This is a genomic window from Endozoicomonas gorgoniicola, assembly GCF_025562715.2.
Classification (GTDB): domain Bacteria; phylum Pseudomonadota; class Gammaproteobacteria; order Pseudomonadales; family Endozoicomonadaceae; genus Endozoicomonas_A; species Endozoicomonas_A gorgoniicola.
Genome location: NZ_JAPFCC010000001.1, coordinates 552382 through 568310, shown reverse-complemented (window position 1 = coordinate 568310; position 15929 = coordinate 552382). Strand labels below are relative to the sequence as shown.

16 protein-coding genes and 2 pseudogenes are annotated in these 15929 nt (G+C 49.2%); 8 read left to right on the top strand and 10 right to left on the bottom strand.

Annotated features, from left to right (window positions below; all coding sequences use genetic code 11):
- Positions 1-2: 2 nt before the first annotated feature.
- From NX722_RS02610 to NX722_RS02570, 9 genes are all read right to left on the bottom strand, one after another.
- Positions 3-1325, bottom strand: a complete 1323-nt coding sequence (locus tag NX722_RS02610; RefSeq protein WP_262566598.1) for a hypothetical protein — start codon at positions 1323-1325, stop codon at positions 3-5.
- A 291-nt stretch (positions 1326-1616) separates the two neighbouring features.
- Positions 1617-2513, bottom strand: a complete 897-nt coding sequence (locus NX722_RS02605) for a U32 family peptidase (protein ID WP_262566597.1) — start codon at positions 2511-2513, stop codon at positions 1617-1619.
- 46 nt (positions 2514-2559) lie between these two features.
- Positions 2560-3570 carry a ubiquinone anaerobic biosynthesis protein UbiU gene (gene ubiU / locus NX722_RS02600; protein ID WP_262566596.1) on the bottom strand — a complete coding sequence of 337 codons (1011 nt, stop codon included), beginning with the start codon at positions 3568-3570 and terminating at the stop codon, positions 2560-2562.
- 66 nt (positions 3571-3636) lie between these two features.
- On the bottom strand, positions 3637-4326 hold the full coding sequence (thpR, locus tag NX722_RS02595; protein ID WP_262566595.1) for an RNA 2',3'-cyclic phosphodiesterase: 690 nt from the start codon (positions 4324-4326) through the stop codon (positions 3637-3639).
- Positions 4327-4586: 260 nt separating this feature from the next.
- Positions 4587-6095: an AMP-binding protein gene (locus NX722_RS02590; protein ID WP_262566594.1), complete on the bottom strand. Its 1509-nt coding sequence runs from the start codon at positions 6093-6095 to the stop codon at positions 4587-4589.
- Positions 6086-7120 (bottom strand): o-succinylbenzoate synthase, encoded by a 1035-nt coding sequence (gene menC, locus NX722_RS02585; protein ID WP_262566593.1) that lies wholly within the window; start codon positions 7118-7120, stop codon positions 6086-6088. Before menC ends, NX722_RS02590 begins: the two co-directional genes overlap by 10 nt.
- A 42-nt stretch (positions 7121-7162) precedes the next feature.
- A complete protein-coding gene (locus tag NX722_RS02580) occupies positions 7163-8095 on the bottom strand; it encodes an alpha/beta fold hydrolase (RefSeq protein WP_262566592.1) in 933 nt (310 codons plus the stop codon).
- The gene (menD, locus tag NX722_RS02575; RefSeq protein ID WP_262566591.1) at positions 8095-9846 is read right to left on the bottom strand and encodes a 2-succinyl-5-enolpyruvyl-6-hydroxy-3-cyclohexene-1-carboxylic-acid synthase; all 1752 of its coding nucleotides are present in this window, start codon (positions 9844-9846) and stop codon (positions 8095-8097) included. The genes NX722_RS02580 and menD overlap by 1 nt, the downstream gene beginning before the upstream one ends.
- Before the next feature lie 78 nt (positions 9847-9924).
- Complete coding sequence (locus tag NX722_RS02570; RefSeq protein ID WP_262566590.1) at positions 9925-11421, bottom strand: isochorismate synthase; 1497 nt, start codon at positions 11419-11421, stop codon at positions 9925-9927.
- Between the two features lie 160 nt (positions 11422-11581).
- On the opposite strand from NX722_RS02570, the gene NX722_RS02565 reads away from it, so the two are divergent.
- Positions 11582-11932, top strand: a complete 351-nt coding sequence (locus NX722_RS02565) for a hypothetical protein (RefSeq protein ID WP_262566589.1) — start codon at positions 11582-11584, stop codon at positions 11930-11932.
- Positions 11933-11967: 35 nt separating this feature from the next.
- On the opposite strand, the gene NX722_RS02560 is transcribed toward NX722_RS02565, so the two are convergent.
- Complete coding sequence (locus tag NX722_RS02560) at positions 11968-12195, bottom strand: hypothetical protein (RefSeq protein ID WP_262566588.1); 228 nt, start codon at positions 12193-12195, stop codon at positions 11968-11970.
- 328 nt (positions 12196-12523) lie between these two features.
- Here NX722_RS02560 and NX722_RS28750 point away from each other — a divergent pair.
- From NX722_RS28750 to NX722_RS02535, 7 genes and pseudogenes are all read left to right on the top strand, one after another.
- A pseudogene (locus NX722_RS28750) lies at positions 12524-12679 on the top strand (hypothetical protein); the annotation flags it as partial.
- A 39-nt stretch (positions 12680-12718) separates the two neighbouring features.
- Positions 12719-13357 carry a C2H2-type zinc finger protein gene (locus NX722_RS02555; RefSeq protein ID WP_262566587.1) on the top strand — a complete coding sequence of 213 codons (639 nt, stop codon included), beginning with the start codon at positions 12719-12721 and terminating at the stop codon, positions 13355-13357.
- Positions 13358-13517: 160 nt separating this feature from the next.
- A complete protein-coding gene (locus NX722_RS02550) occupies positions 13518-13658 on the top strand; it encodes a hypothetical protein (protein WP_262566586.1) in 141 nt (46 codons plus the stop codon).
- Positions 13659-13793: 135 nt separating this feature from the next.
- Positions 13794-14192: pseudogene (locus NX722_RS28745) on the top strand (C2H2-type zinc finger protein); the annotation flags it as partial.
- 234 nt (positions 14193-14426) lie between these two features.
- On the top strand, positions 14427-14618 hold the full coding sequence (locus NX722_RS02545; RefSeq protein WP_265442328.1) for a hypothetical protein: 192 nt from the start codon (positions 14427-14429) through the stop codon (positions 14616-14618).
- A gap of 226 nt (positions 14619-14844) precedes the next feature.
- Positions 14845-15396: a hypothetical protein gene (locus tag NX722_RS02540; protein WP_262566584.1), complete on the top strand. Its 552-nt coding sequence runs from the start codon at positions 14845-14847 to the stop codon at positions 15394-15396.
- Positions 15397-15487: 91 nt separating this feature from the next.
- Positions 15488-15859: a YacL family protein gene (locus NX722_RS02535; RefSeq protein ID WP_262566583.1), complete on the top strand. Its 372-nt coding sequence runs from the start codon at positions 15488-15490 to the stop codon at positions 15857-15859.
- Positions 15860-15929: the final 70 nt, after the last annotated feature.

Sequence of the window (15929 nt, the reverse complement as noted above, 5' to 3'; positions counted from 1 at the left end):
GGTCATTTCCATTCCAGTGTGAGAAAGCCTGGTGGCGTATCGTCGAGGCATTCTTCACACTGTAAATTATCGGCAGGCAGGAAGTCCTGTTCTGTCAGCGTGAGTTCGGGTAACGGAGTTATTTCAGCAGAGGAAGCTTCAACGCTAGACTCCCTCACAAGATCAATCTCCACATTCATGTTGGTTCTGAATACCATTCTAACCCTGTCAAGTGCTGAGGGGTTGCTGGCAACAAACTCAACATGTCCGGCCTGAAGCCTTACGCCATCGGGGGCTCTGATAGGAGAAAGAAGGTTAAAGACTAATCTGCCCCCCTGCTCAGGTGATTCTGCGTTAGCGAGCATAACAGGGTTTGTGCCAAGGTAAGGGGTAACCAGAAAAACAGAATACTGATTATCGGCTATCAGTTGATGGATGGTCGTACGGTATTCAAACAGCGACCATATATCAACGAATACCGTTTTTTTGGGCTCAGACTCAGACTCAGACTCAGACTCAGACTCAGACTCAGACTCAGACCCAGACCCAGACCCAGACTCAGACTCAGACTCAGACCCAGACTCAGAGCCTGAATTGGAGCCCAGGTTACTTTCGCCAAAATAGTGATTAAAGTACCATGCGCCTAATCCTTCGTAGTTACCGTGATGATAATAGAAATTGATCATGCTCAGCTTTGCATTTGTAACCCCTGCTGACCCGGGCTCCAGAGCTGTTGCTCCCAAGTCTTCGGATGACCCCAGGGAATGGTATCCTTCATCCGGTTCCATCATCGCCCCGGTTGATTCTGTCTGACTGACTGACTCCTCAGCCTCACTGCAATAGAGCGGTAAATGACCTTCTTCCCGCATCACATAAGTGTAAATGTAGGATTGTACCGCGCTATTAAGATGTTGATTCCTCCGCTGTGAATATCTCAGGGAGAAACTGGTTACACCAAGCCCGGACGTTTCTGCTGAAAACTCAATTAATGATGCACCGCGTGAAGAATCAGCCTGGTAGAACAGTGAAGGTGATTCAAACCACGTCATTGTTTTGCCAGATTTAAGGTATTGTAGGTAGCCTATGTAGCCCCTGTTTGCTATCCATCTATAGCCTTTGTTAATCGCTATCTGTGTTTTTCTCGTTTGCCTCTTTGATTTTTCACCTTCTGTATCGGTTAATTCAATGTCTACCGACGCTATACGTTTGAAGTCAGCATTCCCCGATTTCAGGTATAGACCGAACTTCTCGGAGTGTCCCTCAGCGTATAAGCTGGATGGTACGATAATACAAGCTAATGCTGCCATCCTTAATAAAGAGAACATTGTGAGTAATGTTTTTTTCATACAGCTCCTGACCGACCTTAAGCGGACATATTACTTTTTGTTGTACTTATGCGTCTTTTCTGAGGTTTGAAGCTAATTGTATGGCTTTGAAGACCATCGTTCTGCTTTCCCTCTCAAACACGAGGCTTACATTGAAGCTTGTTATTCTGATGATTATTGTAGATACCGTGAGAAGGTTAGACCGCATTTCAGGCAGGCAATTCAATAATTAAACAGGCATGATATAGAAAGAAGAATTGAGGTTAAGACAGCCCCGCAGTGCAGGGCTCATGTTGTTGTGTTGTTGTATAGTTATCTCACTTCACGATACAGCTGATCTTTACCAGAGCCACCTTCCCAGAAGCCATTACACTGCTCAACAGATAACTCCGAAAAGAAAGGTTTGTTATCCTTAATCGAACAAATCAGGCTATCTGCAATCTCAATCACATCATGAGAGTGCGCAGACAAACGCATCGAGTGAACGCCCTGTTTTTCCATATCCTGCCAGCGGCTGAGAATATTCATACAGTGTCCGGACATGGTCTGAATACCATTCAAAGTAAACAGCTGCTCATTTTCCTGAGTCGCCAGAGGTATTCCCTGAGGTACCTTCCGACAGATGAAGTCACACTCATCCTTACCTATTTCGTTTACCCGGGCAGTAAAACACCGTGCTGAATAGGCCAGAGGCATATAGCCATAACTGAACACTTCAGTCTCTATTTTATCGTTAAGCTTCAGCTCTTCAGCCTGTTGCAGAATACTGGTCAACTTTTTCTCAGATAACTCCAGGGGTAACACCCAGCGCTTCAAACCCAGCTTATACAGCTGTTTCAGCGTGTAGGCGTTATAGATATTCAGCGAAGGTCCGGTACAGAATTCAAGTCCATTCGACGACAGAAACTTAACCGCTGACATATCGTTTGCTTCAACCATAAATTCATTGTTGTCACAGACTTTTCGCACCTGTGACAATTCCGATTCGGATTCAAGCAGTGTTAACGTCGATAAAACAACCTTCTTACCTGCATCAGCAAGCAGCCGGGCAATAGCTATCCAGTCGCCATGGCTCATCTCTCGCCGCTTGGAACAGGTCACCTCCCCCAGACAAACCCGGTCAATACCTGACTGAGACACCTTTTCATAAAAATCAAAAATATCCTGCCTGGGCCAGAAATACAGCACAGGTCCAAGAGTGGTTTGCATTCGGTCATTCCTCCTGAATGATCAGAATCCATTAAATAGAAATAAGTCATTGCCAGGGTCGGCTATAGGCACCCAATGTCGTCTGGCTACCTTCGGACAATTTGCTGAGTTCTGCCATCCAGCGTGCTTCGGGTTGAAATTCATTTTTATTCGCTTTACAGGCATCCAGCGCTTCCCGCCAGATCCGGGTCACGGCTGCCACATAAGCCGGACTACGCTGTCGACCTTCAATTTTTACAGCACTGATTCCCATTTCAGATAGGCGGGGAATCAGATTCAGGGTATTCAAACTGGTAGGTTCTTCCAGCGCATGCATGATTTTTTCCTGAGCCTCACCCTGAACCTTAAAGCGCCCCTTGCATAAAGTGGGGTAACCCGCCTGTTCATGAGCCGAGAAGCGATCAATCAGAACACCGTTCAACCGGGTACTCATGCCGCCATTCGCCGTTTGCTCCCAGCGCACTGCTGACGCAGGAGAACAGGCTCCCGCCGTATTAGGCGATTCACCTGTGACATAAGACGACAGAAGGCAACGACCTTCTGCCATGATGCACAGACTTCCAAAAGCAAAGACTTCCAACTCTACCGGACTCTTTTTAACCAGTGCCTGTACCTGTTTTAACGATAAAACCCGTGGCAGAACCGCACGACGGATATTGAATTGTTGATGATACAGCTCCAGTGCCGCCGCATTGGTTGCAGATCCCTGTACCGAAAGGTGCAGGGGTAATTCCGGATACTTCTCACAGGCGTAAGCCATTACTCCCATATCAGCAGCGATCAAAGCACTCGCCTGCAAATCCGCGCAGGCGTCCACAGCGTACTGCCAGCGTGACCACTGGTCAGCCTGGGCATAAGTGTTAATTGCAACAAACAGGCGAACATTATTATTGCGGGCATAATCCAGAGCTTTTACCGCGCGCTGATCCGTAAAGTTCAAACCGGCAAAATGTCGGGCGTTGGTGTTGTCTCGAAAGCCGATATATACCGCGTCGGCACCATTATCAACTGCAGCTTTTAAAGATGGATAATTCCCTGCCGGGCAGACCAGCTCCATATATGCGCTCCCTCGTTCTAGTCCGTTCAGACTATCACAGGTATCTGATATAGGTATTGATTCCTATCAAGCAGACTGCGCTAATGAACGTAGCGGGAAGGTCTGAAGTGTGCGGTAGGTCGTTCCGCCCGAACCGGTTTCACTCTGCATAAGCACCACTTCACAGATACTCATACGAAAGCTTGGCATATTGAAGAAATGTCTTGGGGAAACGTGGCGATGCTGTTTGAAGCGCGCCAGGGTGACATGAGGACGGAAATTGCGGAGTTCCTGCCTCAATCCACAGGATGCAGCCGCCTCTTCACAGATGTGGGCCAGGCTATTGAGCTGCTGTCCGGAGTGCATACTCAGGGCAAGCACTCTTGGCCGGTTAGCATCTGGAAAGATCTCATAGCGCCCGGTCATGGCGGAAAATGCATGCTCCCCGGAAAAAGCAGATTCCAGCTGAGCACTGTACTGCTTCAGTTGTTCATGGGTACACTCTCCCAGAAAGTGCAGGGTGATATGCTGCTGCTGAGGAGCCGCCCAGCGCATTTTATGCACCAGAGCATCTCCGGCACGATTCTTTGCTTTCTTATGCAGCATAGCCGCCAGCTCCAGAGGCAGCTTTACTGCAACAAATGCACGAACTGTTTCTTTAGAAGCCATTGCTCTGGAACTCGTTTTACTGGAACTCGTTTTACTGGAACTCGTTTTACTGGAACTCGTGTTATTGGAAATAGTGTTTTGCTTTTCTCTAGTTATCTGATAATTCATATTTCGCTGCTTCGCCAAAAAAATCGGATACCGATCACGACTCTCAGCAACGGATTCTACTCTCCTGACCCGTTGCCCCTAAAAGCCAATACACCAACTCAGTAGGGAAGATAATTATGCCTGCACTCAGGTAAAAATACGACCCGCAGTGAGTGTTTTCACCTACCAACAGACACCACCTTATTCCATCATTTTCCAAACCAGATCAGAGCAAAAGCCGAGCTACTTCTGATAATAAAAACGAAGCCTTTAAGAAGCCTTTAAGATATACGTCGATTAGCCAGTTTTTGTAGCAAACGGCGGTTAGGCTTGATACCTGTAAATAACTTCTGCCCCGGAAATTCAGATGGTAACTCTTTTGGCAAAGGGAGAATTCGATCGGGTATCTTGAATCGTGCAATCTTGCCTTCCAGACAAATTTTTGTAAACGATTCGTTGACCATTCCGTCAACCATTTCTACAAATGCCAGGGGTCGCTGACCAAATTTTTTATCCGGAACTGCAACCACAACAGCCAGCGCAACGCCTTCACAGGCTAGCAGTGCCTGTTCAATTTCTTCAGGATGAATATTTTCTCCTCCGGAAATTAACATATTGTCTTTGCGTCCCAGAACACGAATCTGCTGACCCACCCACTCGCCAAGGTCTCCAGTGTGAAACCAGCCTTCAGCATCAACAACCGGAATCACTCTTCCATTGTTTCCACTGGTGCTGTTTTCACTGCTAAGGTATTCGCTACAAAGATATTCGCTACAAAGGTATTCGCTAAGAAGATAGTAACCCAGGCATAAAGGTTTGCCAGCCACAAGAATCTCACCATCACTGGCAATTTTAACCTTACGGTAAGGCAGCACTTCTCCGGATGTAACCCCCTCACGAGTGAACTGCGGTACGCCTGTACATACCTGTGAACTCATTTCTGTCATTCCGTAAGTGGTCAGAATCTGGATATTGTTTTCCTGTACTGCCCTGACCAGAGTTGCTGAAGCGACACCACCACCCAACAAAATTGTCTTCAGCCGGGTTCCGGCAAGATCAACACAGTCGTCACCCTGAACTATCTGCTGTAGCTGGGTATTGACCAGAGAGATATGGGTCACCGGCATAGCCTTCAGCAGCCGGGAGAGTGGCAGCCCTTGCTGGTCAATCAACAGACAGGCTCCAGCCATCAGGCAACGAATAACAATACTGAAGCCACCCACATGATACAGAGGCAGTGATAACAGCCAGCCATCACCCTGAGTAAGTTCAATAACCGAAGCGGACCCTCTGGCACTGAACAGATGATTATCTAAACAGTGTGCCACTGCCTTTGGAACGCCGGTGGTACCAGAGGTTGGAATCAGATCAGCAATTGCTTTGCGATCAATGTCTATTACCGAGTCAACAGCGACCGCCCGGGCAGCCAGGGTGGGTCTCCCAACCGACTCTATCGATTCAGGCTTAAAACCAGTATCACTGACGTAAACATTTGCGCCAATTTTTCGGGCATAGTCCAGAATCCGGGGCTCAGGAAACACTGGATTAACAGGACAGTAAACTAACCCCGAACGCAGACAGGCCAGTATCACAACAACGGTTTCAAGTTTATCCTGAAGTATGACCAACAGGCGATCGCCTGCGTTGAGTCGACGTAACAGTTGCAGGCGGTAGTCCTCGACCCAGGCATCCAGCTGCAAAGCCGACACGCTACGATCATTAACCTGCATCACTGTGTGATCTGGCGAAGCCAGGGCAATTTTCCGTAAAGGGCATTCAATCAGCGCCATACCAGTTCCATTTGTTGTAATACCTCCCCCGGCAGTCGTTGCCACAGGGCAACAGGCTGATCAAACAGTGGTTGCTCAAACGCTGTCAGGGTATCAAGACCAGCCGCTTCCCCGGGTGCCCAGGCTCTTGCAAGAGTTTCCAGCGCATTAACGCCCAGTACCGACTCAAAGGCTGAGCTGATAACTGTATGAATACCTGCGTCTCTGGCTGCACTGATCAGACTTTCACAGCGACGAATACCTCCAACCAGCGTTGGTTTCACGACAATGGCGGCAAGACCAGCCTGCGGCGAGAATTCAAACTCAGGATTCTGCAGGGTTTCGTCCCATGCAAAAGGCATGCGCGTCTGTTGATAAAAGGCAAGACAGTCCGACGCTGTATCCACGGGTTCTTCTATATAGGTAATACGGACAGGATCAATCTGACGCACAAATTCTACAGCCTGTTCTAACGACCAGCCCCGGTTAGCATCCAGCCTCAGACAAACGGAATCGGGCAATGCTTCAAGAAGCTGTCTGACCCGATAAACGTCTGATTTCAGCTCTTCATCTCCACGAGCCACTTTAAGTTTAAAGACACTGGGCCAGCAGGATGACCAGGAGCCTGTTCGCTTCAGTATATCCGCCGTTGAACCAGTTAACAGTGGCGCAACAGGCAGCGCGGTCTCCGTATCGTCTGCCAGAAAAGCAGGCAGACATATCGCTGATTCCAGGGCAAAAGCAACGGAAGGATATACAGGCTGACCACACCACTCCTGACAACTGAAAGATTCCGGGTCAACCTGCTGCCCTGCAAGTGCTGAAGCTATCTCTTCCAGCTGCTGCCGCGCCGCGCCCAGACTCTCAATGCTGAAATCAGGAAGAGGGGCGGCTTCACCATAAACGTAGCCAACGCCCTGATCAGCATCGTTGACCTTTAACTCCAGAACCAGCCCCTGCCGGCTTTTTAGTTTTGTTGTTTTCAATGGCAAAGGCCAGGCAAGCGGCAAGTCATACTGGTAAATCTTCGAGCCAACTATTTCCATTCAGAACGCTCCATTCAGCACTCTCCATTCAGAACGCTCCATTCAGAACTCTCCATCCAAAACCACCTTCTGCCCGCTGGAGCGACTCAGCTGCTCTCGAATGACGTCGGCCATATCCGCAGGCTGCTCCCGATGGATATTGTGGCCGGCACCGGCAATTTTATGCAGACCGGCCAGACTACCGGATTTATGCAACCGCAAAGCAAGCTCGGTGTATTTCAGGTCTCGCTCCCCATAAAAGTAATGGACAGGAAACGAAACATCTTCGATCTGCCCCCAGCAGGCAGGCTGTCTGGATAAACTACAGTATTCAAGTATGTCACCCAGTAAACGACCATTCTTGTTTATGCCAAGCCGGTGTTCCATCAGTTCCTGCCTCTGCTGACTGTTGAGGTCAGCAAAGACAGGCTGGTGATACCAGCGCTGAAGTACTTGATCCAGAGGTTCCGTCCGGAAGCGCTCTGCCCACTCTTTATCGGTCTGGCGACGCAAGTCTCTGTCAGCTTCTGTCTCCAGCCCGGGGTGACAGGATTCCAGCAGCAACTGTTCAACCCTGTTGCTATGACTCAGGCTGTGCAGCAGCGCCAGCCGCCCACCCAGCGAATACCCCAGCAGGCTGTAGTGTTTCAGATCCAGCTGATGCAGGGTCAGGTCCAGCAAGTCACTGAATAGTGCAAATGCCTTGTCGCCAGACAGCTTAATATTGTCGTCAGACAGCTTAATATTGTCGTCAGACAATCTGATATTGTCGTCAGACCGCGTAACATGGTCGTCAGATAGTTCAGCACTGCCATCAGACAACCCGGCATTCAGGCTTTTGGCATGCCCGGGAAGATCGACAGCCACCAGATAAAAGTCATCTTCCAGCAGCGACACCAGTGGCAGCCAGTCTTCACTGTCTCCCAGAAAACCATGCAGCAATACCAGGGTCGGACGCCCCCGAATACCCCAGGTTCGGTAAGCAAGGTTATTCATTACAACTCCTCCACCTGAGCAATGATCTGGCTGATATCACGGGCAGCCTCTCCCGGTTCGGTTTTAACCTCAAGCAGAGTACAGCCCGGACGTTGCAGTGACTGTTCCACAGCTTGACTGAAAGTGGCGATAGACTCCGGACATTCATACTCAATACCAAACATGGCGGCAGCGTGGCTGGCATCCAGACCATGTGGTGTCGTGAAATAATCCATGGCCCGGCTCCTGATAGCTGAATCACCCTTTGCCAGTGGCAACAGATTGAAAATGCCGCCACCGTCGTTGTTTAACAAAATGATCAGCATTGGGGAATCAAGATTTCTGACTAGCTGCAAAGAATTCAGGTCATGCAGGAACGAAATATCTCCCAGCAGCAGAACCAGCGGTTTCAGCGTCGCTACAGAGCATCCAGCGGCAGTCGCTATCAGACCATCAATGCCACTTGCCCCCCGATTAGTGTAGACACCATAAGAACGATGGGCAGAAAACATATCGATCAGACGGATGGGCAAACTGTTGCCTATAAACAGGGATACATCTTCTGGCAACAGTGTTGACAGATGTGTGCCAATCCAGCTCTCGGACAGAGACTCTGACTGCTGTTGTCGTACGACACTGGAAATATGTTGCTCCTGCGTCTCAAAAGCGTTGAGCCATTCTGGCAGCAGCGGTGCATCTGACGCAGCGTGCAGCTGTGCCAACTGATGACAGATTCTGCCGATATTGCCAACCATGCGATAAGTCTGGCAATGGCCGGTATCCATTCGTCTGACTTCACGCCCCAGCATGTAATAATGCTGCCAGCGATGGCTGCCAAGAAAATGGTCAAGCCGTTTGGAAATCAGATGCCCCCCGACCTGAAACACGCGATCAGCCTGACACATTAATGCCCTGCCTGAGCGGGATGCCAGCAACAGGTCACTATGCCGGATAACGGCAGGATGCCCGTGCAACTGGGACTGAATATCCGCCAGAACCGGCCAGCCCAGCCTCTGCGACAGAGCCAGTACAGCATCGACATCGTCGCTGGTTCTCAGACGACCAACCACCACTAATCCTTTACCTGACATAAATTCAGCCCACGACACAGGGCTGGCATTTAAACTACCATCCCCGTGCAGTTCATATTCCGTATGCGGTGAACCGGACTCAATCCAGCGAGTCGTTTCAGCCAGGTACAGAGAGTAGTCTTCATCCTTTTTGCCCGGGTACAGCGGTTCCCGGAACATACAGTTAATATGCAGTGGCAGGCCCTGCCGACAGGAGCGGGCATAAGCCTGATCAATGCTGGTCAACAGCCAGTTAGCAGGGATATCCAGACTTGGGGTGGGTAATCGAATGGTTGCTCCCGGATAACCGGAAAAAATATCCTGCTGTTCTATGGCCTGATTCGCACCACAGTCAATCAGTTCAGGCGGGCGGTCAGCCGTAATAATCACCAGCGGTACGCCAGACTGTCGCGCTTCTACAATGGCAGGGTACAAGTTTGGTACCGCTGTTCCTGATGTCGTTATCACCGCCACCGGTCTGCCACTGCTCTTCGCCAGACCCAGGGCAAAAAAAGCCAGTCCCCGTTCATCGAAATGGACATGTTGCCGGAGCCGGGGGTGAACCGCAGCCGCCAGAGTCAGTGGCGCCGAACGGGAGCCCGGTGCAATGCAGATATGCTCAACGCCCAGCCGCCAGAGTTCTTCCAGTACCAGAGCTGACCATAAACTATTCAGGTTGGGATGCCGGGTTGGAAATTTCATCAACAGATTCACACAAAAGCCAATAGTGATAGACAACAGGCTGTTTATTCACAACCCGGAGAGGTTAGAAGTTGTAAGCTACGAGAGTGCAAAGCTTTCCTGCTCAGCGTCCTTCAGCAACGAGTACACCGTTGCCAGTTTATTGTTCAGCTCCTTCCACTCCTCGACACTGTCAGAACCCTGAACAATACCGCCTCCGGTAAATAACGACAGTTGCTGCAAGTTATTAGACAGTTGTCGTAACAACCCGGAACGGATGGTAACAGCCATTTCGGTATGCTCAGGCGAGACAACACCAAAGACACCCGCATAAAGTCCACGGGCATAACCTTCATGGTTCTCAATAAACTGCATGGCCACTTCCCGACTGGTTCCCCCCACAGCCGGTGTCGGATGCAGGGCAGCCAGAAGTTCGCCATCGGTCACTCCTGCATTAAGTACTCCCCGGATCAGATAGCGCAAATGCTGGATGGATTTGAGTTTAACCACTGAATGGCTTCGGTCTGCTTCCAGTGACTGGCACAAAATCCCCAGCCGGTCACGGATATCTTTCAGTACCAGCAGGTTTTCATGAATGTTTTTACGGTCGTTTAATAACGACTGCTCCAGAACGCTGTCTTCTTCCCGGGTACTTCCCCTGGGAGCGGTTCCAGCCAGTGCTTCAGTATGAATGACTCTCCCACGCCGGGCCATCAGTCGTTCCGGGGAGCAACCAAAAAACAGGTCGCCATTACGGGCTTCAACAGCAAAAACATAAGAGCGGGGGTTCGCCATCCGCCAGTGCTGCAGTAGTCGCCAGGGGCTGAAAGTACCCTCAATTGTGGTTGAGGCCGAACGTGACAGTACAACTTTCTGCATTTCACCCGCCGCAAGAGCCTGTTTTGCCCTGGCCATACAGCGGTTATAACCCGCCTGCTCCGGCTGGTAGCGCAAGGGGCCAAGCTGATAAGCGTCCTGCTCATCAGATATCTGCCAGTTGATGGCATCCAGCTGTTTAAGCGCGCTGACAATTTCTGACTGCCAGAGCTCATCTGACTCAGCCAGTAAATAGCAGGCCAGTGTCGCCCCTTTGCGGGTTAACACCATTTCAATCCGTGGCAGATACACACAGCCATAACCAAAGGCTGGCCAGACCATGCGGTCAACATCTGAAAACGACAGCCACAGCAATGAGCGGGCTTTTTCAGCCCAGACGCCCGAGTCGTTTATAAGGCTGACAGCCCTGTCTGCCGCTTCAGGCAGCTCCCGTCGTGTCGGAACCGGCATACTCCAGCTCTGACCCAGGGTCGCAATTTCTATATCCGCATCCCGGTCACGCCAGTAAGACCGCTGCTGGTTACTTTCCTTTCGCTGAAGGGTGTTTTCAGGCTGAAGGCTGTTTTCAGGCTGAGGGCTGTTTTCAGGCTGAGGGCTCTTTTCAGGCTGAGGGCTCTTTTGATATTCCAGCCACGACATCAGGTTACACACAGGCACAGGCTGCTCAATTCGCACAACAGGCACACCCGGTGCAGGCTTCTGCAGCAGCTGCCGCAGATGGTTTGTCAACGCAGGTGTATGAACATTAACTTCTTGCATTGTTATAGCCGGAGAGCAAAATCATCTCCCGAACAAACTCCATCATCTGTGCATCAGGCAAATCGGTAAATTTTACGTACATGCACTGATCACTACAGGTTGGTATTTTCCGAAGCGTTGCGTAATATGCGCTCTGAAAGTTTTAGAAACAGGATCGAGTATGGCAACCAATGGCGAATCTGCCAGAAAGTGGCTTGAAGCAAATCAACACAAAACGTCCCCTGAGCGCATTCGCCAGATTCGCGACAATATAGTAGCCAAACTACAGCGACTTGATGACACCGAAAATGAACACGACGGCTTAGTGGAAGCACTGGACGTAATGGATGCTCACCTGCTGCAGCTGGAACAGCAGGACAAACCAGAAGATCATTCAGGGAGCAGTTCTGACGATCTGCCACCACTGGACTATAGCCCACTGGTTAACCACCATCAGGAAGCCACTGTGCAACTGAGTCCTGAAGAAAAACAGAGGCGCTTTCAGGAACTGCTAAAAAAAAGCCGGGGCTGAGGCAGGGAGTCTGTCAGACTTCCATAAAGATGGTCTTAAATCTTCAACCGTTTGCACTCAGACACCACAAGGTCATAGCTCCAGGGTAACCCATCGGGAGCCGTCATCTCATGCTCGATAAGCTTGTTGCACATCTGCATAGGGTTGAAGCCTTTCTTTTTCAGGCGCTCCAGCGTTGACTTCAGTTCTGCATCAATGCTGCTGAGCTGCTCCTGTTCATCATGAGCTCCTTTCTTTCCGACGCTGACCTTGATCTGTTTCATCACCCTGTCCTTCTCATACGGTTTAAACGTTTGCTGATTTAAGTATCAACAAGAGATGGCATCCGCGCCAGTACTCTGTAATCTTCCAGTCCATCTTGCTTGCAGTACGCAGGAGGAAAGTATGAAACGTCTTTATTATCTGACCGACACACTCAACAGCGTCAGCCAGATCAGTGATGACCTGCACAACAATTGAAAACCATGCTGGATGCCCGGGAGCAATTTAACGCTCAATAAAGTCCTTGCCTGTTTGTAGTAAACGATTAAACTTCTTTCCAGTAAGAATTTCCATTGGCTGCCACAGTCCGGTCTACCATTTGCGTCTACCATGAAGCATGGAGTAGTAGGGTTAACTCTGATTCTTGTCCCTTACACAGGAGTTTCAGGCATGCCGAAAACGCCGAAAACGCCGGAAGGTTACGTCTGTGGTACGTGTGGGAACACCTACTCATCCGCGTCCTCTCTCTCAAGACATAGACGAACCCACAAGGGTGAGAAGCCTTATCAATGCGGAGTATGCGGTATGCGTTTTATTCGTTCTGATTACCTCACCCGACATACACAAACCCATACCGATGATCGACCTTGTCTATGCGATGCATGCAACAAGGCTTTTAAAAACAATAGAGACTTGAATGTACACAAGCGGATCCATACCGGTGCACGACCCTATAAGTGTGATGAGTGCGGTAAGGATTTTGCTCACCTATCCAATCTTAATAGGCATAAAAAAATTCATGAAAAAGCCGGCCCCCATAAGTGTGAAGTATGTGGTTGTCGTTTTACACTAGAGTCCAATCTCTCCAGTCACCTGGTGACAGAACACTCTTATCCATCAACAAGCCAGTTTGTTACTGCGCATACACATCTGGAACCAGTGGGAATTGTCAGCGTAACAACCCAAACCACGGTAACTTCAGGTAGTACTTTAACTATAAGCACCGTCACATCACAGAAAGGAAGTGCCTATATGGTCACTAAAGAGACTGCTTCAGCCACTATAACAACCGCAACACAGGTATCAGGGCTAGTGACCACAGAGATTGCTCCAAACGTTCCAGACCCTGATTCCGGGAATATATTTGAAGAGATATCAGACTCTGAACTAGATGATCTTTATCTTTGTGAAACTGACGAGGCATTTAGTGACATTCCCGATTGATCCATGCTTACCCGTTTTCCAGTATATAGCCTGCACTATTGAGAGCCATGCAAGCCTGACTCAACTGCTTCGACCTCACCAACACATAATCCGTGTCGTACGTATCACCCTGTCCTTCTCATACGGTTTAAACGTTTGCTGATTTAAGTATCAACAAGAGATGGCATCCGCACCAGTACTCTATAATCTTCCAGTCCATCTTGCTTGCAGTACGCAGGAGGAAAGCATGAAACGTCTTTATTATCTGACCGGCACACTCAACAGCGTCAGCCAGATCAGTGATGACCTGCACAACAATTGAAAACCATGCTGGATGCCTGGGAGCAATTTAACGCTCAATAAAGTCCTTGCCTGTTTGTAGTAAACGATTAAACTTCTTTCCAGTAAGAAGAATTTCCATTGGCTGCCACAGTCCGGTCTACCATTTGCGTCTACCATGAAGCATGGAGTAGTAGGGTTAACTCTGATTCTTGTCCCTTACACAGGAGTTTCAGGCATGCCGAAAGCGCCGAAAACTCACGTCTGTGATGCGTGTGGGAGAACCCTCTCAGACTCGTCCGCTCTCTCAAGACATAGACGAACCCACAAGGGTGAGAAGCCTTATCTATGCGGAGTATGCGGTATGCGTTTTATTCGTCCTGATTACCTCACCCAACATACAAAAACCCATACCGATGATCGACCTTGTCTATGCGATGTATGCAACAAGGCTTTTAAAGACAATAGATCCTTGAATCTACACAAGCGGACCCATACCGGTGCACGACCCCACAAGTGTGATGAGTGCAGTAAGGATTTTGCTCACCCATCCAATCTTAATAGGCATAAAAAAATTCATGAAAAAGCCGGCCCCCATAAGTGTGAAGTATGTGGTTGTCGTTTTACACTAGAGTCCAATCTCTCCAGTCACCTGGTGACAGAACACTCTTATCCATCAACAAGCCAGTTTGTTACTGCGCATACACATCTGGAACCAGTGGGAATTGTCAGCGTAACAACCCAAACCACGGTAACTTCAGGTAGTACTTTAACTATAAGCACCGTCACATCACAGAAAGGAAGTGCCTATATGGTCACTAAAGAGACTGCTTCAGCCACTATAACAACCGCAACACAGGTATCAGGGCTAGTGACCACAGAGATTGCTCCAAACGTTCCAGACCCTGATTCCGGGAATATATTTGAAGAGATATCAGACTCTGAACTAGATGATCTTTATCTTTGTGAAACTGACGAGGCATTTAGTGACATTCCCGATTGATCCATGCTTACCCGTTTTCCAGTATATAGCCTGCACTATTGAGAGCCATGCAAGCCTGACTCAACTGCTTCGACCTCACCAACACATAATCCGTGTCGTACGTATCACCCTGTCCTTCTCATACGGTTTAAACGTTTGCTGATTTAATTATCAACAAGAGATGGCATCCGCGCCAGTACTCTATAATCTTCCAGTCCATCTTGCCTGCAGTACGCAGGAGGAAAGCATGAAACGTCTTTATTATCTGACCGACACACTCAACAGCGTCAGCCAGATCAGTGATGACCTGCACAACAACGGTGTCACTGACTGGCATATTCATGTACTTAGCAAGGATGAAGTGGGGCTTTATCATCGCCACGTTCACAGCGCTCACCTGTTTCAGCAGAATGACGTGATTCATTCGGGCGAGCTGGGGGCGATTCTGGGTGGGACTATCGGTTTGCTCACGGTGTTTGTGCTGCATAATATTCTGCCCTTTATCTCTGAACCGGTTCCCCCGATGGTTCTGTTATTTATCGCAGGTATATTCACCCTGTTTGGTGCATGGAGCGGTGGACTGGTCGGGGCGATGAGAGAAAATTACAAGGTGGCGCAGTTCCATGACGATATTGAGCAGGGTAAGCATCTGATCATGGTGGATGTTCACAAACCTCAGGAGCAAAAGGTTCGACAGCAGCTGCGCCAGTACCATCCTGAAGCCTTACTGACTGCAATCGGGTCTTCCTGGATTTTGCCTTTCAAACGTCGCTTCTGGTTTAGCCCCAAGCGTTTATAAAACAGGCTTTCTACCTATTCGGTCCCAATAGCATTACCAGTACAATTTTACTCCATATAAACAACGGTGAATTAACTGTCCTGGATTAACTATGGAGTATGAATTTCGTCGTGACCTGACAGGCCGCATAGAGACGTGCTTTTCAATGGGTCACGAAGCGATGGGTAACTGGCTGCTGGCAGAACCTGCAGCCAGGGCGGAACGGCTGCTGCCATTGTTCAAAATCATTGCCGAATTGCAGTCCGGTGAACGCTGGGCATTCAGCCTGCCAGGCCTGGAGTTCAATCTCAGGCTGACACGCACTGATGCCAGTGTGCGTTCAACCGCCCTGCCAGAAGATGACCTTGAAGACGAACCTGTGGATGAAAACATGGACTTCTACGACCAGGAACTCCATGCCGAGTGTGGACTGGATGATTTTAAAACCATGCTGGATGCCTGGGAGCAATTTAACGCTCAATAAAGTCCTTGCCTGTTTGGAGTAAACGATTAAACTTCTTTCCAGTAAGAAGAATTTCCATTGGCTGCCACAG